Source organism: Pseudomonas sp. SIMBA_067, from assembly GCF_046534675.1.
Classification (GTDB): domain Bacteria; phylum Pseudomonadota; class Gammaproteobacteria; order Pseudomonadales; family Pseudomonadaceae; genus Aquipseudomonas; species Aquipseudomonas putida.
In genome coordinates this window covers 11,885-38,581 of record NZ_JAWRYH010000013.1, presented here as the reverse complement: position 1 = coordinate 38,581, position 26,697 = coordinate 11,885, and the positions used below count along the sequence as shown (strand labels likewise).

The 26,697-nt window shown below is 63.4% G+C and carries 29 protein-coding genes; 17 read left to right on the top strand and 12 right to left on the bottom strand.

The features are described 5' to 3' along the window. Positions 1 to 25 precede the first annotated feature (25 nt). Positions 26 to 484, bottom strand: coding sequence for an Lrp/AsnC family transcriptional regulator (locus SB765_RS23660; protein WP_049276903.1), 459 nt, complete (start codon positions 482 to 484; stop codon positions 26 to 28). 92 nt (positions 485 to 576) lie between these two features. Between SB765_RS23660 and SB765_RS23655 the strand changes: the two genes are divergently transcribed. Next, complete coding sequence (locus SB765_RS23655) at positions 577 to 1,758, top strand: trans-sulfuration enzyme family protein (RefSeq protein WP_410932028.1); 1,182 nt, start codon at positions 577 to 579, stop codon at positions 1,756 to 1,758. Between the two features lie 61 nt (positions 1,759 to 1,819). Here the strand turns inward: SB765_RS23655 and SB765_RS23650 are convergent, their stop codons facing one another. Then, positions 1,820 to 2,056, bottom strand: a complete 237-nt coding sequence (locus tag SB765_RS23650; protein WP_019470635.1) for a YdcH family protein — start codon at positions 2,054 to 2,056, stop codon at positions 1,820 to 1,822. Between the two features lie 252 nt (positions 2,057 to 2,308). On the opposite strand from SB765_RS23650, the gene SB765_RS23645 reads away from it, so the two are divergent. The 4 genes from SB765_RS23645 to SB765_RS23630 all read left to right on the top strand — a co-directional run bounded on the left by SB765_RS23645 (position 2,309) and on the right by SB765_RS23630 (position 6,530). Continuing rightward, positions 2,309 to 3,946 carry a phosphoethanolamine transferase gene (locus SB765_RS23645; RefSeq protein ID WP_410932027.1) on the top strand — a complete coding sequence of 546 codons (1,638 nt, stop codon included), beginning with the start codon at positions 2,309 to 2,311 and terminating at the stop codon, positions 3,944 to 3,946. 225 nt (positions 3,947 to 4,171) lie between these two features. Then, positions 4,172 to 5,305 carry a ribonuclease D gene (gene rnd / locus SB765_RS23640; protein WP_341796530.1) on the top strand — a complete coding sequence of 378 codons (1,134 nt, stop codon included), beginning with the start codon at positions 4,172 to 4,174 and terminating at the stop codon, positions 5,303 to 5,305. Next, a complete protein-coding gene (locus SB765_RS23635; RefSeq protein WP_016488604.1) occupies positions 5,302 to 5,595 on the top strand; it encodes a YcgL domain-containing protein in 294 nt (97 codons plus the stop codon). The genes rnd and SB765_RS23635 overlap by 4 nt, the downstream gene beginning before the upstream one ends. Before the next feature lie 2 nt (positions 5,596 to 5,597). Then, positions 5,598 to 6,530, top strand: a complete 933-nt coding sequence (locus SB765_RS23630; RefSeq protein WP_234229528.1) for a D-2-hydroxyacid dehydrogenase — start codon at positions 5,598 to 5,600, stop codon at positions 6,528 to 6,530. Positions 6,531 to 6,643: 113 nt separating this feature from the next. Here the strand turns inward: SB765_RS23630 and SB765_RS23625 are convergent, their stop codons facing one another. Next, complete coding sequence (locus SB765_RS23625; protein WP_410932026.1) at positions 6,644 to 7,237, bottom strand: nitroreductase family protein; 594 nt, start codon at positions 7,235 to 7,237, stop codon at positions 6,644 to 6,646. Between the two features lie 143 nt (positions 7,238 to 7,380). On the opposite strand from SB765_RS23625, the gene SB765_RS23620 reads away from it, so the two are divergent. Beyond that, positions 7,381 to 7,830, top strand: a complete 450-nt coding sequence (locus tag SB765_RS23620; protein ID WP_016498373.1) for a YcgN family cysteine cluster protein — start codon at positions 7,381 to 7,383, stop codon at positions 7,828 to 7,830. Between the two features lie 41 nt (positions 7,831 to 7,871). Continuing rightward, the gene (locus SB765_RS23615) at positions 7,872 to 9,080 is read left to right on the top strand and encodes a hypothetical protein (RefSeq protein WP_394207467.1); all 1,209 of its coding nucleotides are present in this window, start codon (positions 7,872 to 7,874) and stop codon (positions 9,078 to 9,080) included. Between the two features lie 56 nt (positions 9,081 to 9,136). Here the strand turns inward: SB765_RS23615 and SB765_RS23610 are convergent, their stop codons facing one another. From SB765_RS23610 to SB765_RS23600, 3 genes are all read right to left on the bottom strand, one after another. After that, positions 9,137 to 9,475 carry a DUF2892 domain-containing protein gene (locus SB765_RS23610; protein WP_341796528.1) on the bottom strand — a complete coding sequence of 113 codons (339 nt, stop codon included), beginning with the start codon at positions 9,473 to 9,475 and terminating at the stop codon, positions 9,137 to 9,139. Between the two features lie 79 nt (positions 9,476 to 9,554). Further along, complete coding sequence (locus SB765_RS23605; protein ID WP_016498381.1) at positions 9,555 to 10,025, bottom strand: RNA methyltransferase; 471 nt, start codon at positions 10,023 to 10,025, stop codon at positions 9,555 to 9,557. Between the two features lie 71 nt (positions 10,026 to 10,096). Beyond that, a complete protein-coding gene (locus SB765_RS23600; protein WP_016488597.1) occupies positions 10,097 to 10,468 on the bottom strand; it encodes a YajD family HNH nuclease in 372 nt (123 codons plus the stop codon). A gap of 132 nt (positions 10,469 to 10,600) precedes the next feature. Here SB765_RS23600 and SB765_RS23595 point away from each other — a divergent pair, with 132 nt between their 5' ends. Beyond that, positions 10,601 to 10,879 carry a hypothetical protein gene (locus SB765_RS23595; RefSeq protein WP_084738417.1) on the top strand — a complete coding sequence of 93 codons (279 nt, stop codon included), beginning with the start codon at positions 10,601 to 10,603 and terminating at the stop codon, positions 10,877 to 10,879. A gap of 136 nt (positions 10,880 to 11,015) precedes the next feature. Here the strand turns inward: SB765_RS23595 and SB765_RS23590 are convergent, their stop codons facing one another. Further along, on the bottom strand, positions 11,016 to 13,058 hold the full coding sequence (locus SB765_RS23590; protein ID WP_410932025.1) for a S9 family peptidase: 2,043 nt from the start codon (positions 13,056 to 13,058) through the stop codon (positions 11,016 to 11,018). Positions 13,059 to 13,150: 92 nt separating this feature from the next. Between SB765_RS23590 and SB765_RS23585 the strand changes: the two genes are divergently transcribed. The 6 genes from SB765_RS23585 (at position 13,151) to SB765_RS23560 (ending at position 17,580) form a co-directional block, all read left to right on the top strand. Next, on the top strand, positions 13,151 to 13,648 hold the full coding sequence (locus SB765_RS23585; RefSeq protein ID WP_341796525.1) for an MFS transporter: 498 nt from the start codon (positions 13,151 to 13,153) through the stop codon (positions 13,646 to 13,648). Positions 13,649 to 13,665: 17 nt separating this feature from the next. After that, the gene (locus SB765_RS23580; RefSeq protein WP_086974630.1) at positions 13,666 to 14,439 is read left to right on the top strand and encodes a class II glutamine amidotransferase; all 774 of its coding nucleotides are present in this window, start codon (positions 13,666 to 13,668) and stop codon (positions 14,437 to 14,439) included. A 9-nt stretch (positions 14,440 to 14,448) separates the two neighbouring features. Continuing rightward, the gene (locus tag SB765_RS23575) at positions 14,449 to 14,970 is read left to right on the top strand and encodes a DUF2937 family protein (protein ID WP_341796524.1); all 522 of its coding nucleotides are present in this window, start codon (positions 14,449 to 14,451) and stop codon (positions 14,968 to 14,970) included. Positions 14,971 to 15,206: 236 nt separating this feature from the next. Continuing rightward, positions 15,207 to 15,983 carry a 5-oxoprolinase subunit PxpA gene (locus SB765_RS23570; protein ID WP_410932024.1) on the top strand — a complete coding sequence of 259 codons (777 nt, stop codon included), beginning with the start codon at positions 15,207 to 15,209 and terminating at the stop codon, positions 15,981 to 15,983. Beyond that, entirely contained in the window at positions 15,980 to 16,666 is a 687-nt protein-coding gene (pxpB, locus tag SB765_RS23565) for a 5-oxoprolinase subunit PxpB (protein WP_341796522.1), read from the top strand. The genes SB765_RS23570 and pxpB overlap by 4 nt, the downstream gene beginning before the upstream one ends. Further along, a complete protein-coding gene (locus tag SB765_RS23560) occupies positions 16,663 to 17,580 on the top strand; it encodes a biotin-dependent carboxyltransferase family protein (protein ID WP_410932023.1) in 918 nt (305 codons plus the stop codon). The genes pxpB and SB765_RS23560 overlap by 4 nt, the downstream gene beginning before the upstream one ends. A 114-nt stretch (positions 17,581 to 17,694) precedes the next feature. Here SB765_RS23560 and SB765_RS23555 read toward each other — a convergent pair whose 3' ends face one another. The 3 genes from SB765_RS23555 to SB765_RS23545 form a co-directional block, all read right to left on the bottom strand. Then, positions 17,695 to 18,873: a vWA domain-containing protein gene (locus SB765_RS23555; RefSeq protein ID WP_410932022.1), complete on the bottom strand. Its 1,179-nt coding sequence runs from the start codon at positions 18,871 to 18,873 to the stop codon at positions 17,695 to 17,697. Between the two features lie 13 nt (positions 18,874 to 18,886). Then, complete coding sequence (locus tag SB765_RS23550; RefSeq protein WP_016488585.1) at positions 18,887 to 19,732, bottom strand: AAA family ATPase; 846 nt, start codon at positions 19,730 to 19,732, stop codon at positions 18,887 to 18,889. Positions 19,733 to 19,952: 220 nt separating this feature from the next. Beyond that, positions 19,953 to 21,026 (bottom strand): DUF748 domain-containing protein, encoded by a 1,074-nt coding sequence (locus SB765_RS23545; protein WP_019473480.1) that lies wholly within the window; start codon positions 21,024 to 21,026, stop codon positions 19,953 to 19,955. Positions 21,027 to 21,159: 133 nt separating this feature from the next. Here SB765_RS23545 and cysK point away from each other — a divergent pair, with 133 nt between their 5' ends. Together cysK and SB765_RS23535 are read left to right on the top strand one after the other, a co-directional pair. Beyond that, on the top strand, positions 21,160 to 22,134 hold the full coding sequence (gene cysK / locus SB765_RS23540) for a cysteine synthase A (protein ID WP_013973746.1): 975 nt from the start codon (positions 21,160 to 21,162) through the stop codon (positions 22,132 to 22,134). 173 nt (positions 22,135 to 22,307) lie between these two features. Then, complete coding sequence (locus SB765_RS23535) at positions 22,308 to 23,243, top strand: aspartyl/asparaginyl beta-hydroxylase domain-containing protein (protein WP_341796520.1); 936 nt, start codon at positions 22,308 to 22,310, stop codon at positions 23,241 to 23,243. Positions 23,244 to 23,281: 38 nt separating this feature from the next. Here the strand turns inward: SB765_RS23535 and SB765_RS23530 are convergent, their stop codons facing one another. Together SB765_RS23530 and azu are read right to left on the bottom strand one after the other, a co-directional pair. Then, positions 23,282 to 24,934, bottom strand: a complete 1,653-nt coding sequence (locus tag SB765_RS23530; RefSeq protein WP_410932021.1) for a cyclic peptide export ABC transporter — start codon at positions 24,932 to 24,934, stop codon at positions 23,282 to 23,284. A gap of 34 nt (positions 24,935 to 24,968) precedes the next feature. Beyond that, positions 24,969 to 25,418 carry an azurin gene (azu, locus tag SB765_RS23525; protein ID WP_341796518.1) on the bottom strand — a complete coding sequence of 150 codons (450 nt, stop codon included), beginning with the start codon at positions 25,416 to 25,418 and terminating at the stop codon, positions 24,969 to 24,971. A 180-nt stretch (positions 25,419 to 25,598) separates the two neighbouring features. Between azu and SB765_RS23520 the strand changes: the two genes are divergently transcribed. Further along, on the top strand, positions 25,599 to 26,582 hold the full coding sequence (locus tag SB765_RS23520) for a TauD/TfdA family dioxygenase (protein ID WP_410932020.1): 984 nt from the start codon (positions 25,599 to 25,601) through the stop codon (positions 26,580 to 26,582). Positions 26,583 to 26,697 lie beyond the last annotated feature (115 nt).

Sequence of the window (26,697 nt, the reverse complement as noted above, 5' to 3'; positions counted from 1 at the left end):
GAATGGGCTGTAAAGCAGTCCTTGATCACCGATGCACCGGGTAGGCCGTGGTGTACTTCATCTGCTCCATGGCAAAACTGGATGTGATGTTCGACAGCCCATCGGTACGGGTAATCAGCTTTTTGTAGAACCGGTCATACGCCGCAATATCCCCCACCACCACCCGCAGCATGTAGTCCCAATCCCCCGACATGCGGTAAAACTCCATCACTTCCTCGAACCCGGTCACAGTCGCGGCAAACTGCTCCAGCCAGGCGCTGTCGTGGCGCTGGGTCTTGAGCTGGACGAACACCGTCAGCCCCAGCCCTAGCCGCTCGGGGTCCAGCAGGGCGACACGGCCAAGTATGTAGCCTTCTTCTTCCAGGCGCTTGACCCGCTTCCAGCACGGCGTGGTGGACAGGTTGACGGCCTCGGCCAGGTCCTTGAGCGAGATCGAGGCATCGCGCTGAAGCAGGGTAAGAATGTGCTGGTCGAAACTGTCCATATCGCGCGCGGGCCGTGTAGAAAAATTTTTCACAGATTACCCCAAGGCCAGAAGATTTGGGTTGTGCGATAGTTGCAGCCTTCACTCTGCCAATGGGCCTGACCATGTCCGACAAGCCGCGCAATTTCGCCACCCGTACCATTCACGCCGGCGAGCAGTTCAGCGTCGCCGAAAACGCCATCTTCCCGGCCATCGTCACCGCCAGCTCGTTCACCAAGCGCAGCCTGGACGACAAGCCGGAGTACTCCTACAGCCGGGTCGGCAACCCCACCCGGCATGCCTACGAAACCTGTGTCGCCGCCCTGGAGGAAGGCGTGGGCGCGGTGGCCTGTGCCTCGGGGGTGAATGCCACTGCGACGGTGCTGGAGCTACTGCCCAAGGACTCCCATGTGGTAGTGATGAACGGCGTGTATGGCGGCACCTTCCGCATCCTGGAAGACTACCGCAGCCGCACCTCGGGCCTGACCACCACCTATGTCGACCTCAACGACCTTGAGGCCGTGGCTGCCGCCATCAAGCCAGAAACCCAGCTGATCTGGATCGAGTCGCCGACCAACCCGTTGCTGCACCTGGTCGACATCAAGGCAGTGTGCGACCTTGCCAGGGCGCGGGGGATTCTCACCTGCATCGACAATACCTTCTGCTCACCGTGGAACCAGCGTCCGATCACCTTGGGCGTGGACCTGGTGATGCACTCGGCCAGCAAGTACATCGGCGGCCACTCCGACCTGACCGGTGGCGTGGTAGTGGCGGCCAATGATGCGCTGCTGGCGCGCCTGCGCCGCATCAGCATGGCGATTGGTGCGGTGCAGGGGCCGTTCGACTGCTACCTCGCCCTGCGCGGCCTGAAGACCCTGGATGTGCGCATGGAACGCCAATGCAGCAACGCCCTGCAGGTGGCACGTTTCCTCGAAGGGCATGCGCAGATCGAGCAGGTGTATTACCCGGGGCTGGAAAGCCACCCCCAGCATGAACTGTGCAAACGCCAGATGCGCAGTGGCGGGGCGGTGGTGGCGATGAAGGTCAAGGGTGATCGGGCCGCGCTCAACCGCCTGGTGGAAGCGCTGCAGATTTTTGTGCTGGCTGACTCGCTGGGCGGGGTGGAGAGCATGATCAACCACTCGTGGACCATGTCGCACTGCTCGCTGAGCCCGGAGCAGAAAGGGGTGATGGGGATCAGCGAGAACCTGCTGCGGCTGTCGGTGGGGATCGAGGATTACCGCGACCTGATCGAGGACCTGGATGGTGCACTGAAAGCGCTGGCTGCAGTGTAAGGGCGGCAGGCCTCTTCGCGGGCGAGCCCGCGAAGAGGCCTGCAGGTTTGATGAATTTTTGTCAGGATTTGGGCGGATGGATGATCCGTTCGATCTTGTCCTTGATCAGCAACCGTTCCTTGCGCAGCCGGTTGACGGCGTCGTCGTTGGTACCGTTGCCTTCGGCGGCGACCACCTCCTTGTCCTTGGCGTTGTATTCCTTGTGCAGCGTGTGCAGCGTCTGGTCCTTGTCTATGAGCGCCTGGAATGCATCAGCGGTAACGTGCAGGTCAGCGAGCAGATCATGCGGAACTGGCATTTCTTCACCTCTGTCAGGGTTGTCGGTAAGGTCCTGACCACTGAGGATAGCCGCGTTTGCGCAGGCTTGTGACGGCTGCCAGGCTGAATGCCAGCTGAACCGCTGTCAGGTAATTGATAAAAGACGCAGCTTCACTAAATTGTTACCGTCTTTTTCACGAAAAATTGATGACGCGCTTTCTAGAGTTCGCCCAACTTTCCCACCGTGCCATGCGGCCTGGGAGTTGATAATTACTCTTGATTGCGAACGCTGATGCTCAACTTCAAATCCATGCGGACTGAATGGGTCACGCTGCTGGCCAGCCTTTACCTGCTGATTGGCTTGAACATGTTCCTTTGGGAGCATCTGCAAGAGGTCGTGCCCGCCGGCCTGTCGGGGCTGTGGCTGAGCTTGGCATTTGCCGTGCTGATGTTGTTTGCCTTCAATCTGATCCTCACCTTGTTCGCCTTCCGCTATATATTGAAGCCGTTACTTATCGTGTTGTTCATGAGTGGAGCCGGTGTGGCTTACTTCATGAACCAGTACGGTGTACTTATTGATGCCGGCATGTTCCGCAATATGGCTGAGACCAATGTTGCAGAAGTGCGCGACTTGATGTCGCTGAAGTTTGCTGCCTATATCCTGCTGCTGGGCGTATTGCCTTCGGTGCTGCTGTGGAAAGCGCCTGTCACCTACCGCCCCTGGCACCGTGAGCTGCTGGGCAAGCTGGTGGTCAGTGGTGCCTGTGTCGTGGCCCTTGGCTCGGTAGCGCTGGTCAACTATCAAGGCTTGTCGTCGCTGTTTCGCAACCACCACGAACTGCGCCTGATGCTCACCCCGAGCAATATCGTCGGGGCCTCCATTGGTTATGTCAGCGAGCGAGTCGGTACTGCTTCGCGCCCGTTCCAGCACTATGGCGAAGATGCCAAGCGTGATGCCGCCTGGCAAAAACATGAGCGCAAGTCGCTGACAGTGCTGGTGGTTGGTGAAAGTGCCCGGGCAGACCATTTCGGCGTACTGGGCTATGACCGCGATACCACGCCGAACCTGGCCAGGGAACAGGGCCTGTTGGCGTTTTCCGACGTGCACTCGTGCGGTACGGAAACGGCAGTCTCGGTGCCGTGCATGTTCTCGGGCATGAAACGCAAGGATTACGACGCCCGCGTGGCGAAGAACCGCGAAGGGCTGCTGGACATCCTTCAGCGTGCCGGCCTGGCCGTACAATGGCGTGACAACCAGTCAGGCTGCAAGGGTACCTGCAACCGTGTGCAGTTCATTGATGTCAGCAACCTCAAGGACCCCCAGCTGTGCGCCAATGGCGAATGCCATGACCAGATCCTGCTGCAAGGCCTGGACGAGCTGATCGACAACCTCGACAAGGATACCGTGCTGGTGCTGCACCAGATGGGCAGCCACGGCCCGGAATACTTCAAGCGCTACCCCAATGGCGGCGAGCGCTTCACGCCGGTGTGCCAGAGCAACGCGCTGAACCAGTGCAGCGAGCAGGAAATCATCAACGGCTACGACAACACCCTGGCCTACACCGACAAGGTGCTGGCGTCGCTGATCGACAGCTTGCGCAGCAAACAGGACAAAGTCGATACGGCCATGATCTACCTGTCCGACCATGGCGAGTCGCTGGGCGAGTACAACCTGTTCCTGCACGGCACGCCTTACGCCATTGCCCCAGAGCAGCAGAAGCACGTGCCGCTGCTGACCTGGTTCTCCGACAGCTACAAGGAAGACTTCGGCCTCGACACCGACTGCCTGGCCAAGCTCAGCGATGCCCCGCTGTCGCAGGACAACCTGTTCCACTCCATGCTCGGCCTGTTACAGGTGCACACCGAGCTCTACCAGCAGTCGCTGGACATGTTCGCCAGCTGCCGGCCTTGGCTGGCGGCCAAGCGCTGAATGCATGACTGTACCTCCCCCGGTAGGAGCAGCCTTGTGCTGCGAAGAGGCCGGTACAGCCAGCCCATTACCAGAATGCCTGCACCGGCCCTTTCGCAGCACAAGGCTGCTCCTACAAAAACGGGCCGGTTTGCAGCGCCGTTTATCTACTCCAGGGATGGCGCAGGTTTCACCAGCAGTGCCCGCGCCGTATATACTGCGCGCCAATGTTAGTGGGAGAGCCTCGTGGCCATCGAAATTCACTGGATCCGTGACGACCAGAGCCTGGCCGAACACTGCCGCGACTGGCACCAACTGCCCTTCGTCGCCGTCGACACCGAATTCATGCGGGTCGACACCTTTTACCCGAAAGCCGGGCTGATTCAGATCGGTGACGGCCAGCGGGCCTTCCTGATCGACCCGCTGTTGATCGGCAACTGGCAGCCCTTGGCCGACCTGCTGGAAGACAGTGGCGTGGTCAAGGTGCTGCACGCCTGCAGCGAAGACCTTGAAGTGCTGCTGCGCCTGACCGGCAAGCTGCCGCAGCCGCTGTTCGACACCCAGCTGGCTGCCGGTTACCTGAACCTGGGCTTCAGCATGGGTTATTCGCGCCTGGTGCAAGAGGTGCTGGGTATCGAGCTGCCCAAGGGGGAGACCCGTTCCGACTGGCTGCAGCGCCCGCTCTCGGAAACCCAGGTCAGCTACGCTGCCGAGGATGCCGTGCACCTGGCCGAGCTGTTCACCGCGCTGCGCCCGCGCTTGTCCGACGACAAGTACGCCTGGGTGCTGGAGGACGGTGCCGAACTGGTGGCCGCATTGCGTCGTGAAGTCGAGCCCGAAAGCCTGTACCGCGACGTCAAGCTCGCCTGGAAGCTGGCCCCCCAGCAACTGGCGGTGCTGCGTGAACTGTGCGCCTGGCGCGAGCGCGAAGCCCGCAACCGCGATGTGCCGCGTAACCGCATCCTCAAGGAACACTCGTTGTGGCCCATGGCCAAGAGCCAGCCAAGCAACCTGTCGGCGCTGGCCAAGATCGACGAGATGCACCCGCGCACCATTCGTCAGGACGGTGAGTTCCTCATCCAGCTGATCAAGCGCGCCGGTAGTCTGCCAGCGGAGCAGTGGCCAGCGCCCTTGCCCGAGCCATTGCCGATCGAGGCCGCCGGCATCCTCAAGCAGCTGCGTGCCATCGGCCAGGCCGAAGGCGAGCGCCTGGGGATTACCCCCGAGCTGATGCTGCGCAAGAAAGCCCTGGAGGCGCTGCTCAAGAGCGGCTACCCCAACGGCCCATATCAACTGCCCGATTCGCTGCGCGGCTGGCGCCGTGAGCGCATGGGCCAGGCCCTGCTGGACAACCTCGCAGGTGCCGGAGAGACCCGATGAAACGCATTTGCTCGATCTACAAGAGCCCCCGCAAGAACGAAATGTACCTCTACGTGCTCAAGGCGGACGGCCTGGAGCGCGTGCCCGAAGGCCTGCTGCCGGCCTTTGGTACCCCCATGCACGCGTTTGACCTGGTGCTCAGCCCCGAGCGCAAGCTGGCCCGCGAGGACATCACCAAGGTACTGGAGAACCTCGACAACCAGGGCTACCACCTGCAGATGCCGCCGCTGGAAGATGAGTACATCGAGCACCTGCCCGAAGAGCTGCTGCGCCGTAACGACCCGGTCTGACCATGCGTGTACTGATTGCTGAGCATGAGCATGCTCGATACGCCGGGCTATTGCGTGAAGCAGCGCCTGAAGTGGAAATCCTGACCAGCGGTGACTCCGCCGAACTGGCGCAGCAGGCATCGCAGTGCACGGTGTGGCTGGGCCAGCCGGACCTGCTGGCAAGCTTGCTGCGCCAGGGCCTCAAGCCGCAGTGGATGCAATCGACGTGGGCCGGTATCACGCCGTTGCTGGCCGACGGCCTGCCGCGTGACTATCGCCTGACCCGTGCGGTGGGCATCTTCGGCCAGGTGATGGCCGAGTACATGCTTACCTACATGCTCGGCCATGAGCGCGAGGTGCTGTCGCGCCTGGTCAGCCAGGTCGAGCGGCGCTGGGATGACCGCCCGGGGCGCACGCTGGAAGGGCGCAAGGTGCTGATTGTCGGCACCGGCGACATTGGCCAGCGTGTGGCCGAGTTCCTGCAACCGTTTGGTGTGGTGCTGTACGGTGTGGCCAGCACCGCCCGGGAACAGGCACCGTTCGTCGAGGTGGCGGCCCTGGCCGACTTGCCGCGCATGGTTGGCCAGGTCGACTACGTGATCAACCTGCTGCCGGACACCCCGGCTACCCATGACCTGTATGACGCGGCACTGTTCAAGTGCTTCCTGCCCACGGCGTTGTTCATCAATGCCGGGCGTGGCGTGGCGGTGGTCGATGCCGACCTGGTCGAAGCGCTGAAGGAAGGCCATCTGGCCGGTGCGGTGATTGATGTCTGCCGGCAGGAACCACTACCCAAACAACACCCGTTCTGGACCGCCTGGGGGCTGTTGCTGACCGGGCACAGTTCGGCACCCACCTCGCCGGCGGCGATGGTGCGGTTGTTTGTCGAGAATGTGCGGGCTTATGAAGCGGGGCAGGGGTTGCGTGGGGAAGTCGACTTCGCCAAGGGCTACTGATTTGTAGTGCCTGTATCGGCCTCTTCGCAGCACAAGGCTGCTCCTGCAGGGCGATGGAGGTCCTGCAGGAGCAGCCTTGTGCTGCGAAGAGGCCAGTGCAGCCTACACAGGCCTTACAGGCTGAAATCACCCTCGGCAGCCAGCTCGCTCAGCGGCTTGCGCGGGCTTGGCACTTCACGCGACTGCAGCGCTTCATCCAGGCTGGCCTTGTCACCCAGCTTGCCAATCGCCACCATGGCATGCAGCACGTAGCCCTCGGGAACCTTCAGTTCCTGACGCGCCAGGTCCTGGTCGAATCCGGCCATGCCATGGGTATGCCAGCCGCTGATGCTGGCCTGCAGGGCCAGGTGGCCCCAGGCGGAACCTGTGTCGAAGGTGTGCCACAGCGCCGGTTTTTCTTCTGTGGCGCCCGGGGCGGCAAAGGTGGTCTTGGAAATGATCAGCACCAGCGCCGAGGCGTGTTGCGCCCAGCTGCGGTTGAACGGCACCAGCAGGTTCAGGTAGCGCTCCCAGTTCGGCGTGTCGCGGCGGGCATACAGGAAGCGCCAAGGCTGCGAGTTGTACGCCGACGGTGCCCAGCGTGCGGCTTCCAGGAAGCTCAGCAGGGTTTCTTCGCTGATCGGCTCGGCGGTGAAGGCGCGTGGCGACCAGCGGTTGATGAACTGTTCGTTGATGGCGTAATCGGCAATGCGGGGGGGTGCGCTCATGACAGCTCCTGCAAATGTACGGGAAAGCGGCACGCTACTGCGTCCCGTCGCGACTGACAAGCGGTCTGGCTTTGCCGAAGGCCAGGCTCTAGACTGGCGCCGCCGCGCGCCGTGGCCCCAAGATGAATGCAGGAAACCGTGTGATGATCGCTGAAAACGCGCCGTTCTGGCGGCGCAAGACCCTCGAACAACTCAGCCCGCAAGAGTGGGAGTCGCTGTGCGACGGCTGCGGCCTGTGCTGCCTGCAAAAGCTTGAGGATGAAGACGACAACAGCGTCTATTACACGCGTATCGCCTGCAAGTTGCTGGACATGGATACCTGCCAGTGCAGCGACTATCCCAACCGCTTCGCGCATGTACCGGACTGCATCCAGCTCACCCCGGGCAAGGCCGACCAGTTCACGTGGCTGCCAAGCACCTGCGGTTATCGCCTGGTCAGCGAGGGCAAGGACCTGCCGGCCTGGCACCATCTTGTCTGTGGCGATCGCCAGCAGGTCCATGAACAGCGCATTTCCCAGTCGGGGCGTATGCTCAGGGAGCAGGATGTGCACGAAGACGACTGGGAAGACCACCTGATCTTCCGCGCCAGCTGACCGGCGCGGCCCGCTGCCACGGGGAAACAAGGAGTTTCTGTATGCGTTGCCAGCTGTTCTTGCTGTTGGGCCTGATGGCCAGTTCGCCAGCCTGGGCGAAAAAGGTCGACCTTGACTACCAGGTGCGCCTGTTGCCCGCCAGTGGCCAGGCGGAAGTCCGCCTGACCCTGGCAGAAGGCAGTGCTGTGCGCAGCCTCGACTTCGACCTGGGCAAGGCGGGTGCCTTCAGCGGCTTCCAGGCCGATGGCCAATGGCAACTCAAGGGCCAGCGTGGCGTGTGGCAGCCGGCGGCCGGCAAGACCAGCCTCAGCTACCGCGTGCAGCTCGACCAGAAGCTCGCCAGCGGTGCCTATTCCTCACGTATCACCCCGCACTGGGCGCTGTTCCTCGGCGACCAGCTGGTACCGCCTGCGCGGCTTGACCAGCAAGATGGCACCGAGCTGGTGGCGCGCCTGGCGTTCGACTTGCCCGAGGGCTGGAAGAGTATCGAGACCTCCTGGCCACGCATTGGCAAGGACAAGTTTCGCATCGACAACGTTTCGCGCCTGTTCGACCGCCCGACTGGCTGGATGCTGGCCGGCGACCTGGGTAGCCGCCGTGCCCGCCTGGGCGATACCGAGGTCACCGTGGCCGCGCCGGTGGGGCAGGGCATGCGGCGCATGGACAGCCTGACCTTGCTGACCTACGTCTGGCCGCAGCTGCAGGCGGTGTTCCCGCGCAACCCGCCAAAGCTGCTGCTGGTCGGTGCCCGTGACGGCATGTGGCGCGGGGCAATGGCCGCGCAGGGTTCGCTGTACCTGCACAGCGCCCGGCCGATGGTGAGCGAGAACGGCAGCAGCCCGTTACTGCGCGAAGTGGTGCAGCTGTTTGCGCAGATCCGTGGGCGCGACGGCAATGACTGGCTGGTGGAAAGCCTGACCGACTACTACGCCAGCGAGTTGCTGCGCCGTTCGGGCGGGGTCAGCGATGACCGCTACCAGGCCTGGCAGGCGCGCCTGAGCAAGCAGGGCGCCAAGGTCACCCAGCTCAAGGGCGAACGCGCAAGCCCGGCCCAGGTAGCCCGCGGGGTAATCCTGCTACAGGCACTGGACAAGGAAATCCGCATTCATACCCAGGCCAAGCGTTCGCTGGACGATGTGGTGCGCGGGCTGATGCGGCTGCCCAGCGTAAGCACCGAAGAGTTCGTGCAAATCAGCGAGAACGTGCTGGGCCGCAAGTCCGAGGTACTGCAAAGCAAGGCGTTGCGTTAGACATCCCTGGCGCCTGTATCGGCCCCGCGAAGAGGCCAGTACAGGCGACACAAAGATCAGCTGTCAGCCAACGGATCCTTCCCGGTCACCGTCACTCCCTGCGTCGCCGCCTTGGCACTGGCCTTCAACGCCTCCAGCTCCGCCGCACTGTGTTCTATATCCGAACGCAAGCGGTGGTACTCCTGCCGATGCCGCTGCCACCACGCCTTGGTCGAGCAATGCCCGCTGACCCCGCGTGCCACTGCAATACCTCCCACCACCAGCTGCAGCAAGCCGACCAGGCCGCCATGGCGCAGCCCCTTGCTCACCATCAGCGCGCCGCCAGCCAGCGAGCTGACCCGTTCCAGACCATGGACATTGTGCTGTGAAGACGCAGCAGAGTGTATATCGAGCATGGCAAGACCTCCGTGTGAAATGTAAGCAGCTGACCAGCAGGGTGTCAGCCGCGTTCACTCGGGGTGCTCAGCGGCAACTTCATTTGAACTTGGGCCCCGAGCGGGTATTAAGCCCCTTGGCCAAGCGGTCATACAGCACCACATTCACCGTCGCCGCCAGGTTCATGCAGCCTTCGGTGGGGATGTAGATGGTTTCTTCGCACCACGCCCGCACCTCGGGGCTGAGGCTGCCGTCTTCCGGCCCGAAGATGTAGATGGCCCGGTCCGGGTGGGTATAGTCCGGCAGGGGGCGCGCACCTTCCACCAGCTCCACCGCCACCGGCGTACAGCCCAGCGGGATGATGCGCTGCAGGTCATCGATGCCGATCAGCGGGATGTCGTAGTGCACGCGCTTGGTGTCGGTGACGAAGTCACGCGCGCGTTCGTAGCGTTTGCCGGTGTAGAACACCGAATTGACGCCATAGCAGCCCGCAGCGCGCATCACCGAGCCGACGTTTTCTGCCGACTTGGGGTTGAACAGGCCGATGCAGCTGTATCGTTTGTTTGCCACGTACCGGGGCCCTTCGCGAAAAAAGCGCGATTATACGGGCTGCCCGGTAGTAGCGGGGGCCGAATCGATGGTCAGTCTTTCTTCAACATGCCCGCCAGCGCGGCGAACGGGTTGTGGGTGGCCTTGGCGATGCTCGGCGTGCTGGTGGAGCCTTCGCTGAAGTACTGCTGGTCGGTGTAGCGCGAATGCTCGTTGTCGTGGCAGTACAGGCATAGCAGCTCCCAGTTGGAGCCGTCCTGCGGGTTGTTGTCGTGGTTGTGGTCACGGTGGTGCACGGTCAGCTCGCTCAGGCGCTTGCCGGCGAATTCGCGGGCGCAGCGGCCGCACACGTGCGGGTACATTCTCAGGGCCTTGTCGCGGTAGCCCATTTCCTTGTCACGCTTGGCATCGGCCAGGATGCGGTCGAGGCGCGCGGTGGCGGCGGCGGAAGAGGTGGAGCTCATGGTGTTTCCTTTGTTCTGATCAGGCAAATGACGGTTATGGCATTGAGTCTAGCGCGCTTGCAGGGCAGGCGGACAGGCGAAAGCGGTGATTTAGGCGTAGCCTGTAAGCAGGTTCCCGACAGGAGGTTGCTGATGTTTCACGCGATCCTCACCGCGTTGTTGATGGCTGGCCTGCCCATGGCCGAAGCTGCCAGCACGCCACCACGACTCACTACGCCAGTGCCTGGTGCACCGGGTACGCCCACGCCCACGCCATACCCGCAGATAACCCCGAGTACACCGCCCAAGGCTTACGACAGCCAGCCGGGGGCGCCCTTGTTGCCGCCAATGCCAGTGCCCGGGCCGCCGAAGGACCAGCCATTGCCGGGGTTGCGCCAAGACCCGCCGAGGCCGGCGGCGCAGGATGATTGAGCATGAGCGGCCTGCGCCGGTCTTGTGGGAGCGGGCATGCCCGCGAACACCGGCGTAGCCGGTGCCAGGCACCGCGTTGAATGCTTCGCGGGCTTGCCCGCTCCCACAGGTATCGCGCAGGTGCTCAAACCTCCCTTCATGCGATACCTAATTCGCCAAACACGAACGCATATTCCAGAGCCACATCCTTCAAACCCTGGTACCGCCCGCTCATCCCGCCGTGCCCAGCCCCCATTTCGGTCTTGAGCAGCAGCAGGTTGTTGTCGGTCTTGCGCGTCCGCAAGCGCGCCACCCACTTGGCTGCTTCCCAGTACTGCACGCGGCTGTCGTTGTAGCCCGCTACCACCAGCATCGCCGGGTAGGCCTGCGCTTTTACATTCTCGTAGGGCGCATACGCCTTGATCCGCTCATACACCTGCGGCTCCTCCGGGTTGCCCCATTCGTCGTACTCGGTCACCGTCAGTGGCAGCTCGGGGTCGAGCATGGTGTTGAGCACGTCGACAAACGGCACTTCGGCAATCGCACAGCGGAACAGCTCGGGCCGCAGGTTCAGCACTGCGCCTATCAGCAGGCCGCCGGCGCTACCGCCGCTGATGGCCAGCCGCTCGGCAGTGGTCACGCCCTCGGCAATCAGGTGCTCGGCGCAGGCGATGAAGTCGCTGAAGGTGTTGGGCTTGTGCTCCTGCTTGCCGGCGCGGTACCAGGCTTCGCCCAGTTCGCCGCCGCCGCGCACGTGGGCGATGGCAAAGGCCACGCCGCGTTCCAGCAGGCTCAGGCGGGCATGGGAGAACCACGGGTCGAGGCTTTCGCCATAGGCGCCGTAACCGTACAGGTACAACGGCACGGTTTTGCCCAGGTCCTGGCGGCGACGCACCAGGCTGATCGGCACCTGGGTGCCATCCGCGGCGGTTGCCCACAGGCGCTCGCTCACATAGTCATCGGCATCGAACGCACCCAGCACCGGGGTTTCCTTGAGCACCGCCTGGGCGCCCGTGGCCAGCGCCAGCTGGCGCACCTGGGCTGGGCGGTTGAGCGCTTCGTAGCGCAGGCGTACGCGCGTGCTGGCGAACTCCAGGCTGTCTTGCACGTACAGGCTGTAGGCAGCGTCGGGGAGTTCCACGCGGTAGGCCGGCAGGCCTTGCGGGCGTACTTCGATGATCGGCAGGCCACCTTCGCGCAGGCTCAGGGTCAGGGCGCCGGCATTCAGGCTGAGGCCTTCGAGCATGATCGCATCGCGGTGTGCCACCAGCACCTGCCATTGTTCACGGCTGGGCACCGGTGTGACCGGGGCGTGGTACAGGGCGAAGTTGATACCGTCCTGGTTGGTGCGGATGAACCAGCGCCACTCGCCATCGAGCTGGCCATGGTCGGGGAAGTACTCATGGCCTTCGACACGCGGCGCCAGGCAGGTGAACGGCGCCTGCGGGGTTTCGGCGTCCAGTACCCAGGCCTCGCTGGTGGTCTTGCTGTTCAGCAGCAGCACCAGCTGGCACTCGGAACTGGTGCGGTAGCAGTGCAGGAAGAAGCGCCCGTCTGGTTCTTCGAACACGGTCTGCGCATCGTCGCTGCCCAGGGTGTGGCGGCGCAGCCGCCAAGGCCGGTGGGTGTCGTCCAGTTCGGCGAAGAACAGCGTCTGGCTGTCGTTGGCCCAGGTCAGGCTGCCGTCGCAGTCGTCGAAGGGCAGGGCGGTGATGCTGCCAGTGGCCAGGTCCTTGACGTACAGGGTGTAGATTTCATCGCCGCTGGTATCGAGGCTGTAGGCCAGCAGGCGGTGGTCGGGGCTGACGTTGAACGCCCCCAGCGACAGGAAGCCGCCATTGGCCAGGGCGTTGGGGTCGAGCAGCAGCTGCTCCTGGCTTTCATCGACGGTGTTCGAGTCGTCGGCCGGGCGCGGGCAGCGGTAGTGGCGTGGGTATTCGTCGCCTGCGGTGGTGCGGGTGTAATACAGGTAAGGGCCCCAGGGTGCCGGCAGCGACAGGTCGGTTTCCAGGATGCGGCCCTTGATCTCTTCGAACAATTGCTCGCGCAGCGGCGCCTGGTCGGCCAGGCAGGCTTCCTGGTAGGCGTTTTCGGCTTGCAGGTAGGCGAGTACCTCGGGGGTGTCGCGCTGCTGCAGCCAGGCGTACGGGTCGGCGGCGTTGTCGGCGTGGGCGATGGGCGGCTGAGGCTTGTTGGGCATTGGTGATCTCTTGGCTAGGGACAGGCAAACACTGTCTGCGCCCGGAAAAGTGTTTATCATAGGCATCTCTTTGCCTGGCTTGCACGAACACCATGACCGAGAACGACTACACCTTCGCCTGGGGCCTGTACGCCGTGGCCGCCCTGGGCTGCCTGCTGGTGGCCTTCAAGGTCACCAGCTGGATGTGGCGCTGGCTGCGCGAACCGCTGCGGGTGGTGCTGGCCGTGCTGCTGCTGACCCCGACCGTGGTCGACCCGGTCAAGGACAGCTTCGCCCCGGCCATCGCCATCACCGCCCTGGATGTCGCCTTCAAGGTCGGCAACAACGCCTGGCGTGCGGTGTCCGACTTCGCCATGTACGGCATGATTGCCTTCGGCCTGTATTTCCTCTTCGTGCTGCTGCGCTGGCCGCTGGAAAAGCGCGCCCGCGAGCGCCGTGCGCAAGCCGAGGACGCCGCCAAGCGCCAGGCGGACGAGGATAACCAGGTCGGCGGGCAAGCCCCCTTGGCCGCCGAGCGCGGCGACCGTTACCGCGACGACCCACGCCCTGCCGCACCCCGCGGCAATGGCCGGGTCGAGCCCCGTCTGTAAACGGAGGAGACACGCCAGTGTGCGAACTGCTGGGCATGAGTGCCAACGTCCCCACCGACATCGTTTTCAGCTTCACCGGCCTGATGCAGCGCGGTGGCCGTACCGGCCCGCACCGTGATGGCTGGGGCATCGGCTTCTACGAAGGCCGTGGCCTGCGCCTGTTCCAGGACCCGGCCGCGAGCAGCGAGTCGGAAGTGGCCAACCTGGTGCAGCGCTACCCGATCAAGAGCGAAGTGGTAATTGGCCATATCCGTCAGGCCAACGTCGGCAAGGTCTGCCTGTCCAACACCCACCCGTTCGTGCGGGAAATGTGGGGCCGCAACTGGTGCTTCGCGCACAACGGGCAATTGGGCGACTTCAAGGGCCTGGCCAGCTTCTACCGGCCGGTGGGCGACACCGACAGCGAAGCGGCTTTCTGCGACCTGCTCAACCGCATCCGCAGTGCCTTCCCCGAGCCGGTGCCGGTGGAACAGCTGCTACCGGTGCTGGTCGAAGCTTGTGCCGGCTACCGTGGCCTGGGCGTATTCAACTGCATGCTCAGCGACGGCGACTGGCTGTTCTGCTTCTGCTCGACCAAGCTGGTGCACATTACCCGCCGTGCGCCGTTTGGTGCCGCGCGGTTGAAGGATGTCGACCTTATCGTCGATTTTCATACCGAAACCACCCCCAACGACGTGGTCACGGTGATTGCCACCGAGGCCCTGACCGAGAACGAGACCTGGCACCGCTACGAGCCGGGTCAATGGGCCCTGTGGCGGCACGGCGAGTGCGTGGCGCACGGCCAGAGCTAAGGACGCTGCATGTTCAGAAGTTACCTGCGGTTGCTGCTGTTCACCTTCGGCCTGCTGGCCGGTATCCAGGTCCCGGGGCTGGTCAAGGACTATAGCCAGCGGGTGGAGGCGCACCTGTTCGAATCGCGCGAGGCGCTTGATGGGTTCCGGCAAACGGCCGAGCGCTTCTTCAAGGGCGACTTGCAGGCGTTGCTGCAGCATTACCGCAGCAGTGACGACCCGGTGTTCAACAGTGATGCCAACAGCATCGAAAGCCTGATGATCCGCAACCAACTGCTGGAAAACGAATGGCAGGCGCTGCAAGGGCCTTGGGCCCAGCGTACCTGGCATGTGCTGGTGCAGGCCGACCCGCAGCTGCGCGAAGAAACGCTCAATGGTTACAGCTACCAGATCCTGCTGGTGCCCGAGGCGATTGGCTGGGGTGTAGGCGCGGGGTTTGTGCTGGCCTTCGTGGTCGAAAGCCTGGTGCTGGGGCTTGGCTGGGTGATCCTGGGCGGGCGGCGCAGGGCGGTGAAAGAAAGCTGGCGCTGACGCCTTACTAAATCAGTTTGTACGCAGCCCCAGCAATTTGTGCATCGCTGCTGAACCCCTGGGGGCTGCTGTGCAGCCCTTTCGCGGCACAAGGCCGCTCCTACAAGGGCCGAGTCAGCCTGTGAGAAGTGGGGCGGTTGAAATCGGTTAGACCCAGCACTCCGCTGCCCCCTGCGGCGGCCTTGAGCCTGCAGGAAACACGCGGCAAACAGCTGCAGGCGCGGTAAGGTAGGCCTATGAACAACAAGGGAGACCGCGTGGTGGAACGCCTGCTACTCAATTGCGACATGGGCGAGAGTTTCGGCAGCTGGCGCATGGGCCTGGATGCCGAGGTAATGCCCTACATCGATTGCGCCAACATTGCCTGTGGCTACCACGCCGGCGACCCCGGCATCATGCGCCGCACCGTGGCCTTGGCGCTGGAGCATGGCGTGACTGTCGGCGCGCACCCCGCCTACCCGGACCTGGTCGGCTTCGGCCGCCGCTCCATGGCCTGCAGCCCCGAGGAAATCCGCGACCTGCTGCACTACCAGATTGGTGCGCTGGACGGCATCTGCAAAGTGCTGGGTGGCCGCGTGGCTTATGTGAAGCCCCATGGCGCGCTGTACAACGAGATGATGGCCGACCCGCTCAAGCTGCGCACCGTGCTGGAAGCTGTGGCGGCCTACGACGGCAACCTGCCTCTGATGCTGATGGCCACCGCCGACAACCGCGCCGCCCAGGCCCTGGGCGATGAAATTGGCGTGCCGCTGTGGTTCGAGGCGTTCGCCGACCGCGCCTACACTGCCAGCGGCCACCTGGTGTCGCGCCGTTTGCCTGGCGCGGTGCATCACGACCCGGTGCTGGTGGTGGAGCAGGCCGTGCGTCTGGCCCGAGGCGATACGCTGGTGGCGGACGATGGCAGCGCCCTGCGCCTGCAGGCCAGCACCCTTTGCGTGCATGGCGACAACGACAGTTCGGTGGCGGCGGTGCGGCAGATACGCCAGGCCTTCGACGCGCTGGAGCCGCAATGAAAGCGCGTATCGAAGTGGTGGCCATCGACAGCCTGATGGTGCGCCTGTTCGACCGTATCGACGAGGCCAACATGCCGTGGATGCTCGCCGCTAGCCAGCGCCTGAGCGCCGTGTTCGGCGAGCACCTGCTGGACCTGGTGCCGTCCTACACCACGCTGATGGTGCAGTTCGACCTGCCGCCAGGCGAGGCGAGGGCGCTGATCAACCAGGCGCTGGAGGGTTTGCAGCCAGACACCGGCAGCGGTAGTCGGCGCCACGAGATCCCGGTGTGGTACGACGCCAGCGTGGGCCCTGAACTGCCTGTGCTGGCGGCCCGCAGCGGGTTGAGTGAAACCGAGGTTGTGCGCTTGCACAGCGAACGTGATTATCCCGTGTTCGCCCTGGGCTTCGCCCCCGGTTTCGGTTTCATGGGCCTGGTCGACGAACGCCTGGCCAGCCCCCGCCTGAGCACCCCGCGCAAGCGGGTGGCGGCGGGTAGCGTGGGCATCGCCGAGCGCCAGACGGCGGCGTATCCGGCGGTATCGCCGGGTGGCTGGAACCTGATCGGGCGCACGCCGGTGCGCCTGTTCGACCGTGAGCGTGACGGCTACAGCCTGTTGCAGCCCGGCGACCGGGTGCGTTTCGTGCCGGTTTCGCGCAGCGAGTTCTTGGCGTTGGGCGGCGATGTGGAGGCACAAGGATGAAGCAATTGAAGATCGAGGCCAGCACGCCGCTGTGCCAGTTGCAGGATGCTGGCCGCTTTGGCGTGCGTCACCTGGGCGTGACCCAGGGCGGCGCGCTGGACTGGGTGGCCATGCACTGGGCCAACTGGCTGCTGGGCAACCCGTTGGGGGCCCCGGTGGTCGAGGTGGCGCTGGGTGGCTTTGGCGTGGTGGCCGAACAGGATTGCGTGCTGGCCCTGGCCGGTGCCGACCTGGATGCCCGAGTCGATGACCAGCCTGTCGCGCCCTGGCGCAGCTTTGCCCTGGGCAAGGGCCAGCGCTTGACCCTGAAGCAGCCAAAGCAGGGCGTGCGGGCTTATCTGGCGGCACCGGGCGGGTTCCTGGGCGAAGATGTACTGGGCAGTTGTGCCACGGTGGTACGTGAAGCACTGGGTGGCATCGGTGGCCAGGGTGCGGCGCTGGCTAAAGGCCAGGCGTTAGCGTTTACCGGTAGCGATACAACCCTGCGCGAGGTGCCGCAAGCGCTGCGCCCGCAGTACGCAGAAAAGCCTGTGCTCGACCTGGTGATGGGCGCACAGATCGGTGACTTCAGTGGTACCAGCCTGTTCGAAGCCTTCAACCGGGAGTGGACGCTGGACAGCCGGGCTGACCGCATGGGCATTCGCCTGTTGGGGCCGCAGCTGGTTTACCAGGGGGCGCCGATGATTTCTGAAGGGATACCGCTGGGGGCGGTGCAGGTGCCGCCGGATGGGCAGCCGATTGTGTTGCTCAATGATCGCCAGACCATTGGCGGGTATCCGCGGCTGGGGGCGTTGACACTGTTGGCGCTGGCGCAACTGGCGCAGTGCATGCCGGGGGCGGTGGTGCGGTTCAGGGCGGTGGTGCAGGATGAGGCCTGGCGGGAGCATCAGGTTTACCTGGGCCGTTGGTTGTAAGGCTGCTGGCCCTTTCGCGGGCTTGCCCGCTCCCACAGGTATTCCACAAACCTCAGGGGCTGTGGTGCACCTGTGGGAGCGGGCGAACCCGCGAAAAGGCCGGCACCGGCAACATCACTTGGACAGGTAGCGCATCCCTTCTTCCAGCCCCTGCAAGGTCAGCGGGTACATCTTGTCCTCGATCAGGTCGCGCACCAGATGGGTCGATGCGGTGTAGTCCCAGGCCTGCTTGGGGTACGGGTTGATCCAGATCACCTTCTTGAACTTCTCCATGAAGCGCTGCAGCCACACATACCCGGCCTCTTCGTTCCAGTGCTCCACGCTGCCGCCCGGCTGGGTGATTTCGTAGGGCGCCATGGCCGCATCGCCGACGAACACCACTTTGTAGTCGTCGCCATACTTGTGCAGCAGGTCGAAGGTGGAATAGCGCTCCGAGGTGCGGCGCAGGTTGTTCTTCCACACCGACTCGTACACGCAGTTGTGGAAGTAGTAGTACTCCAGGTGCTTGAACTCGGTCTTGCAGGCCGAGAACAGCTCTTCGCAAACCTTGATGTGGGCGTCCATCGAGCCGCCGATGTCGAACAGCAACAGCAGCTTTACCGTATTGCGCCGCTCGGGGCGCATCTGGATGTTCAGCAAGCCGGCGTCCCGCGCGGTATGGTCGATGGTGCCGTCGATATCCAGCTCTTCGGCGGCGCCTTCCCGGGCGAACTTGCGCAGCCGGCGCAGGGCCAGCTTGATGTTGCGCGTGCCCAGTTCAACCTGGTCGTCGAGGTTCTTGTACTCGCGCTGGTCCCACACCTTTACCGCCTTGCCCTGGCGTTTGCCTGCCTCGCCCACGCGGATGCCTTCGGGGTTGAAACCACCCGAGCCGAACGGGCTGGTGCCGCCGGTACCGATCCACTTGTTACCGCCGGCGTGGCGTTCCTTTTGCTCCTCAAGGCGTTTCTTGAATTCCTCGATCAGCTTGTCCAGGCCACCCAGGGACTGGATCTGCGCACGCTCTTCATCCGTGAGCGAACGTTCGAACTCCTTGCGCAACCAGTCTTCGGGGATCAGCGCCTCGATGTGTCGGTCGAGGTTTTCCAGGCCTTTGAAGTAGGCAGCAAAGGCCCGGTCGAACTTGTCGAAATGGCGTTCGTCCTTCACCAGGATGGCGCGCGCGAGGTAGTAGAATTCTTCCATGTCGGCGAACACCACATGCTTTTGCAGGGCCTGGTGAAGGTCCAGCAACTCGCGTACCGACACCGGCACCTTGGCCGCGCGCATTTCATTGAACAGGTTGAGCAGCATGGCCCGGCTCCTGTCAGCGGTTGCCGCGCCGGCTCATGAAGGCCAGGCGCTCCAGCAGCTGCACGTCTTGCTCGTTTTTTACCAGCGCGCCGGCCAGCGGCGGGATGGCCTTGGTCGGATCGCGCTCGCGCAGTACGGCTTCACCGATGTTGTCGGCCATCAGCAGCTTGAGCCAGTCGACCAGCTCGGAGGTGGACGGTTTTTTCTTCAGGCCCGGCACCTTGCGCACGTCGAAGAACACATCCAGGGCTTCGCTGACCAGCGACTGGCTGATGTTCGGGTAGTGCACGTCGACGATCTGCTGCAGCGTGGTGCGGTCGGGGAAGGCGATGTAGTGGAAGAAGCAGCGGCGCAGGAAGGCGTCCGGCAGCTCTTTTTCGTTGTTGGAGGTAATAATGATGATCGGGCGTTGTCTGGCCTTGATGGTCTCGTCGATTTCGTAGACGTAGAACTCCATCTTGTCCAACTCTTGCAGCAGGTCGTTGGGGAACTCGATGTCGGCCTTGTCGATTTCGTCGATCAGCAGGATGACCCGCTCATCAGCCTCGAAAGCCTCCCACAGCTTGCCCTTTTTCAGGTAATTGCGCACATCGTGCACCTTGTCCACGCCCAGCTGCGAGTCACGCAGGCGGCTGACCGCGTCGTACTCGTAGAGGCCCTGGTGGGCCTTGGTGGTGGACTTGATGTGCCAGGTGATCAGCCGCGCGCCGAACGAGGCCGCCAGCTGCTCGGCAAGCATGGTCTTGCCGGTGCCGGGCTCGCCCTTGACCAGCAGCGGGCGTTCGAGGGTGATGGCCGCGTTTACCGCCAGTTTCAGGTCGTCTGTGGCGACGTAGTCGCGGGTGCCTTCGAACTTCATGGGTCTGTCCTCTGCCGTATGCCTGTCAGGGCCTCTTCGCGGGCACGCCCGCTCCCACAGGTATTGCACACATTCCTGGAGCTGTGGGGTACCTGTGGGAGCGGGCGTGCCCGCGAAAGGCCCAACACCTGTTTTCGATTTGTTACCGACTATAACGCGGGGTTGAGCGGCTGGAAACGCAGACCGGGTATTCAGTCCCTGAATGCCCCGTCACGCCGCCTCAGTCGGAATCCGGCGCGCCTCGCTCGTATCGGGCATTGAACGCCTGGATAAACCCGTTGCGCAGGATTTGCAAAAACGCCTCGAAGGCGCTGATATCCTGCTTGCGCACACTGCCACTGAGCTCCACCCGGGTGGCGAACTGGTTTTTCGGCTGGTTCTTCAGCACCGTCTCGGTCGCCCCCACCACCGCTTCCCACACCGAGCGGAAGAAGCCCTTGTCCTTTTCCTCGACGTCCTGTTGCCAGTCGAATACATCGACGTCACGCAGCAGCGGCTTTATGTAGCCGTTAAGCCGACCGTTTTCCGCCTGCGCCTCGATGACCACGTCCCCATGCCCGGCATTGAAGTCGAATTTGCCATAGGCGCTGGCGAAGTCGTTCAGTTTGCGCAGCTCAATGCCGGTGGCGCGCAGCCTGAATTCGAAGTCATCGAAATCACTGAACGGGTCGAACGTGGCACGGCTTTCTACCTTCGCATCGCCCGCGATCAGTGCAGTACCTTCAAAACTCGCATCGCGACGGCCTTTGGGGTCACGGACATTGGTCAGGTTGCGAATGTTGGCGTTCAGCCGGGTGGCCTTCAGGTCGACCGGTGGCTTGGAGTTGAAGTTGCGGAACGTCAGCACGCCGTTGTCGATACGCACTTCGTTGAGTGTGATGGGCAGCAGTTTTTCCAGTTGCTGGCGCCAGTCGGTACCCCGGCCGGTCTGCGACGCCTGCTTGCTGCCACCGTCGACGAAGTTCAGCTCCGGGCGCACGAAGGTCACCTCGGCCACCACGGCCTTGTCGTACCACAGCGAATGCCAGCTCACCGAAAGGTCGATCAGCGGCGCGTCCAGAAACGGTACCGGCACCTTGCCGCTGGTCTTGACGATCTTCAGGCCGTTGATCTGGTACGCGCCGCGCCACCAGGCCAGGTCCACATCGGCCACCTGGCCACGGTAATCGCCCATGTCGGCCAGTTTTTCGTTCAGGTAGTTGCGCACCAGGTAGGGCAGGGCAAGGTGCAGGGCCACCAGCAGCACGACCAGGCTGCCCAGGCCGATCAGCGGCCAGCGATAACGGGCTCTCATCGGGACGTCTCCAAGGCGGGATGTGCGGTTGACCGCAACACGCCCAGCCGAGTTCGAACAGGCTTTACGGGCCACCGGTCGGGGCTTACCCTTTAGGTCTTTCCCGCTGTTTTTCATGCCAAGGACTCCTGCCATGAGCCGTATCTTTGCAGACAACGCCCATTCCATCGGTAACACGCCGCTGGTGCAGATCAACCGCATCGCCCCGCGTGGCGTAACCATCCTGGCCAAGATCGAAGGGCGCAACCCGGGTTATTCGGTCAAATGCCGCATCGGCGCGAACATGGTCTGGGACGCGGAGAGCAGCGGCAAGCTCAAGCCGGGCATGACCATCGTCGAGCCCACCTCAGGCAACACTGGTATCGGCCTGGCCTTCGTCGCCGCCGCACGGGGCTACAAGCTCATGCTGACCATGCCAGCCTCCATGAGCCTGGAGCGCCGCAAGGTGCTGAAGGCGCTGGGTGCCGAACTGGTGCTGACCGACCCGGCCAAAGGCATGAAAGGTGCCATCGAGAAGGCCAACGAAATCGTCGCCTCCGACCCGGCCCAGTATTTCCTGCCGGGCCAGTTCGAAAACCCGGCCAACCCGGCCATCCACGAAAAAACCACCGGCCCGGAAATCTGGAACGACACCGACGGTGCCGTCGACGTACTGGTGGCGGGCGTGGGCACGGGCGGCACCATCACCGGCGTGTCGCGCTATATCAAGCACACCCAGGGCAAGGCCATCCTGTCGGTGGCTGTGGAGCCCGTGGCTTCGCCGCTGATCAGCCAGACCCTGGCCGGCGAAGAACTCAAGCCCAGCCCGCACAAGATCCAGGGCATCGGCGCCGGCTTCGTGCCAAAAAACCTCGACCTGTCGATTGTCGACCAGGTCGAAACGGTGACCGACGAAGAGTCCAAGGCCATGGCCATTCGCCTGATGCAGGAGGAGGGCATTCTTTGCGGGATTTCCTGTGGTGCGGCAATGGCCGCCGCCGTGCGCCTGGCCGAAAAACCGGAAATGCAGGGTAAGACCATCGTCGTAATCCTGCCCGATTCGGGCGAGCGTTACCTGTCGAGCATGTTGTTCAGCGACATGTTCAGCGAGCAGGAAAACCAGCAGTAACCGGCCTTGCCGCTGACCCTGCGCAACAATCGGCGGCCTGGTTTATTGCAAAATCTTCATGAATGCGATCCCGCCCGGGTTGTTTTTACCGGGGCGGGATCGGTTTATGATGGCAGGATGATTTTCAGGAGAGCAGGTGGCGCAGCCCTGGCTCTTCCCCAAGGAGTGAAAGCATGACCTTTTCCTTTGCAGCCAAGGCGGGCGTCTTGCTGGTGTTTTTCGGCAGCGTGCTGTTCGTGCACCTGCGCGGCAAGGCCCGCCTGCCGGTGTTGCGCCAGTTCGTCAACCATTCGGCGCTGTTTGCCCCGTACAACGCCTTGATGTACCTGTTTTCCGGTGTGCCGTCCAAGCCCTACCTGGACCGTCAGCGTTTCCCTGAGCTGGACGTGCTGAAGGACAACTGGCAGGACATCCGCGAAGAGGCCATGCGCCTGTTCGACGAAGGCTACATCCGCGCCGCCGAAAAGGACAACGACGCCGGCTTCGGTTCGTTCTTCAAGAAAGGCTGGAAGCGTTTTTACCTGAAGTGGTACGACAAACCGCTGCCTTCGGCTGAAGCACTGTGCCCGCGCACTGTCGAGCTGGTCAGCAGCATCCCCAACGTCAAGGGTGCGATGTTTGCGCTGCTGCCCGGCGGCAGCCACCTGAACCCGCACCGCGACCCGTTCGCAGGCTCGCTGCGCTACCACCTGGGCCTGTCCACGCCGAACTCCGATGCTTGTCGCATCTACGTCGATGGCCAGGAATACGCCTGGCGTGACGGCGAGGACGTCATGTTTGACGAAACTTACGTGCACTGGGTCAAGAACGAGACCGACGTTACCCGGGTGATCCTGTTCTGTGACATCGAGCGCCCGCTGAGCAGCTCGCTGATGACCCGCATCAACCGCCAGGTCAGTGCCTTCCTCGGCCGCGCCACCGCGCCGCAGAACACCGACGACGAGCGCGTGGGCGGCATCAACCAGGCGTACGCCTGGAGCAAGCGGTTCAGCAATAAAATCAGCACCCACGTGAAGCAGTTCAAGCGCGCCAACCCCAAGGCCTACCGCGTGCTGCGGCCGGTGCTGGCGGTGGTGGTGGCATACGCGTTGTATCGCTGGTTGTTCTGATTCTGCGAATGGGGGCGCCAAACGCCCCCACTCTTTTCTCAGGCCGGCTCCAACGCCTCGACTATCTTCCCACGGCTAAGGTGCACCACCTTGTCCGCCGTATCGAAATACCGGTCGTCATGCGAGATCACGATGATGGTCTTGCCCAACCGCTTCAGGTCCGGCAGCAGCTCGGTGTAGAACACCCGGCGGAAGGTCGGGTCCTGGTCCGCCGCCCATTCATCGAACACCAGCACCGGCCGCCCGTCCAGCCAGGCATTGACCAGCGCCAGGCGCTTGCGTTGGCCGGTCGACAGGTCGGTGGTGGTAAAGGCGCCATCACGCACGCTGACCTTGTGGGCGATCTCCAGCCGTTCCAGGTAGCGTGTGGCATCGCTGGGCAGGCTGTGCTCGTGCTCTGGCAGGTCTTCGAACAGGTAGTAATCGGCGAACACAGTGGTAAACAGCTGGCGGTAGTCGTCCAGTCCCTCCGGGCCGACAGCCTTGCCGTTCAGGCGCACTTCGCCGCGCTGCGGGGTGTACAGGCCCAGCAGCAGCTTGATCAGCGAGGTCTTCCCGCAGCCGTTTTCACCGACGATGAACAGGATTTCGCCCGGCTCGATGCTCAGGTTCACCGGCCCCACGCGAAATGGCTCGTTGCCGTCCACTGGCGGGTAGGCGTATTCGACGTCGTGCAGTTCCAGGTGCGCCGTAGCCGTGGCTTCACGCTTGACCGGCGGCTCCAGCAGCAGGTGCGGCTCGGGCGACGAAAAGCGCTCGGCCAGGTCGGCAATGCGGCGGAAAGCCACCTGGGCGCGGCCAAGGATTGGCAGGTTGCCGATCAGCGTCTCCAGTGGGCCTTTCATGTACAGCAGCACCAGCACGAAACCGCTCATCACTGCCGGGTCGTTGCTCGGCCATAGCGATTGAAGGGCCAGGGTAAGGCCGATGACCACGAAGAACAGCATCGAACCCAGGCTCTTGGCCACCACGAAGATGTTGATGGCACGGATGTGGGTGTTGGCGATGAAGTCGGCGGTGCCCTGGATATTACGGGTGAGCATGGCATGGCGGCGGCGGCGGTCGATGCGCAGCTCCTTGGCGCCTTCAGCGATGGCCGAGTAGTGCTTCTGCAGGTTGTCTTCGGCATCGCGAGCGGCGTTGAAGCCGGCCAGGCCTTTTTGCCGGGCGATGTACTGCACACCACTGCCGATGCCGATGGCCACCAGGGTGATGACGAAGATCGGCCACGACAGCCAGGCCAGGTAGGCCATGCAGCCGGTCACCGTGGTCAGCGAGATGGCCAATGGGGCGAAGGCGAAGGCGAAATCGCTGATGGTATCGACGTCACGGGTCAGCACCGGGATCAGGCGGTGAGTGCGGTAGCGCTCGATCTGTTCGATCGGCGCCGACAGCACTTTGGCACCCAGGTCCTTGCGCAGGCGGGCAATCACTTTCTGGCCGACGTAGTTGGTGCCGCTATCGGCCGCCACGCTGCTGACCAGGGCCAGTACGCACAGGCCGGCGAAGGCCAGGATCACACCCTGGCTCATGCCGCCGTCAGCGTGCAGGCCTTGGTTGACGGTAGCCAGCAGGGCAGTCACGGCGAGGCCACCGAGCATGCCCAGCAGCACCGACACGATTACCGCAGGGCGGTAGGGTTTGAGCAGGCCCAGCAATTCGCGGATGGCCCCGGGAGAGGAGGTTTTCATGAAGCGTGATCTCGCTGGTGAGGTGGGGGCGGGGTCAGCTGCCAAGGGTCAGGGTGCCCTTCATCAAGGTGCTGTGGAACGGGAAGGAACAGTAGAAGCTGTAGTCGGTACCGGTCTTCAGCGACCGGGTGTCGAGGGTGACGCTGTCCTTTTCGCCGCCGCCGATCAGGCGAGTGTGGGCGATGACCCGGGTGTCGCCAGGTTTCACATAGCCCTGCGCCTCGCCGGCCTTCTGGCCGTCATCCAGCACGCCTTGCATGTCGGCTGCGGTGCTCAGCACCCAGTTGTGACCCATGACGTTCTTTGGCATGTCACCGGGGTGGGTGAGGGTGACGGTGAACGAGGTGCACGCCTTGGGTACGGTGATGGCGGCCTTGTCGAAGGTCATCTGGTCGGTGCCATGGATTTCCACGGCGCATTGCTCCGCCGACCAGGCGGCAGGGGCCGCGGCAAGCAGGGCGAGGAGCAGAAGCTGGCGAGTCATGTACGGTTCCTGGGCGATAAAAGGGTCACATCGTTCAGACGAACCGGCGCGGCTGCGCTTTACCTGCGTGTGCTGCCCTGGTGAATTTCCCGCTGGCCCGCTCGTTCATCTAGTCAGGCGCCGCCATGGCGCAAAACCCGATTACGCCGCCAAAGCGGCCCTGGCTTGAGGTGACCGTACATGAGTGAACTGCTGAGCTTTGCCATCGAACCCCTGGACGCCACGCGCGGCAACCTGCCGCTGCTGGTGCGCGCACCGGAGCCGGGGATTGACCTGCTGGAGGCCTTTGCCGAATTGCAGCCGCTGGTGGACCGGCACCTGCTGCAGGCGGGCGGCATCCTGTTCCGCGGGTTCGAGGTCGGTGGCGCCGAAGCCTTCCGTCAGTTTGCCGCCTCTTTCGGGCACCCGCTGCTCAATTACGAGTTTGGCTCCACGCCACGCAGCAACGTGACCAAGGGCGTTTACACCTCAACGGAGTACCCCGCGCACCAGAGCATCCCGCTGCACAACGAGCAGGCCTACACCCTGGAATGGCCGATGAAGATCTGGTTCTACAGCGTGATCCCCGCCGAGACCGGTGGCGAGACGCCGATTGCCGACAGCCGGGAGGTGTACCGGCGCATGCCGGTGCGCATTCGCCAACGTCTGGAAGAGAAAGGGCTGATGTACGTGCGCAACTACGGTAACGGCCTGGACGTGGAGTGGTCGCAAGTGTTCAACACCGAAGACCCGCGCCAGGTCGAGGCCTACTGCCGGGCGCATGCCATCGAGTGTATCTGGAAGGACGACGGCGAGCTGCGCACCCGCCAGCGTTGCCAGGTGGTGGGGCGCCACCCCGTGACCGGGGACAATGTGTGGTTCAACCAGGCGCACCTCTTTCATGTGTCGAACCTGCAACCAGAAGTGCGTGAGTCGCTGATGGACATCGTCGAGGAAGAGGACCTGCCGCGCAACGTGTACTACGGCGACGGTACGACCATCGAAGATTCGCTACTCGATGAAGTACGCGGGGTGCTGGATGACTGCACCATCAGTTTCCCTTGGCTGGCGAATGATGTGCTGATGCTCGACAACATGCTCGCGGCGCATGCGCGGTCGCCGTTTACCGGCAAGCGCAAGGTGGTGGTAGCGATGGCCGAGGGGTATTCCGAACTGCTGCGCTGAAGGGCTCTGAGGTACCGTGTTCCTGCAGTGTTATCACTGTCCTCAGGAACGATGCAGGACCTGTGGGAGCGGGTTCACCCGCGAAGAATCCAGCGCGGAGAATGGCACCGGCTTT